The organism is Lichenihabitans sp. Uapishka_5 (assembly GCF_033947565.1).
Taxonomy (GTDB): domain Bacteria; phylum Pseudomonadota; class Alphaproteobacteria; order Rhizobiales; family Beijerinckiaceae; genus Lichenihabitans.
Genome location: NZ_JARPVX010000230.1, coordinates 1 through 558 on the forward strand (window position 1 = coordinate 1; position 558 = coordinate 558).

Consider the following 558-nt stretch of genomic DNA (forward strand, 5'->3'; position numbering starts at 1 on the left):
GGACTGGGGCAGCGGCCTGCGTCGCCGCCCGCCCGCCCCGGTGCTGGCCGTTCTGGCGGCACTCGGCCTTGCGACTATCGTGGCGGCCTGCCTGATCGGGCCTTCGGGCTGGGCTGAGGCCGGAATGCTCTTGCCATGGCGGCTGCCGCGCACCGTTGAGGCCTTTGCGGCGGGAGCCATGCTGGCGACGGCCGGCGCGGTGCTGCAGCGCGCCACGGGCAACCTGCTGGCGAGCCCGGAGGTGCTGGGCCTCGGGGCCGCCGTGATGGCCGGCTTCGCGGCCGTGTTGTTCGTGGCGCCCGTTGCGACGGCGCCCTTGCTGGTGGTGGGCGGAACCCTGGCGGCGCTCGGCCTATCGGTCGTGTTGATGGGCACCAATTGGCGCAGCCGCTTCGCGCCGGAGCAGTTCCTGTTGGTGGGCGTCGCGCTGTCGGCGGCCCTCGATGCCGCGCTGGTGATCTGCTTGTCGACCGACGACCCGCGCGCCACGCTGTTGCTCGGCTGGATGGCGGGCGCCACCAGCGGCGCCGACCCGGCCGGGGCCGCGCTGCTGCTGGC

1 protein-coding gene is annotated in these 558 nt (G+C 74.7%); it reads left to right on the top strand.

Features of this window, described 5'->3' with window-relative positions; translation table 11 throughout:
• Positions 1–558 (top strand): iron chelate uptake ABC transporter family permease subunit (locus P7D22_RS23360; RefSeq protein ID WP_319936628.1); only part of this gene is annotated, 558 nt, incomplete at both ends.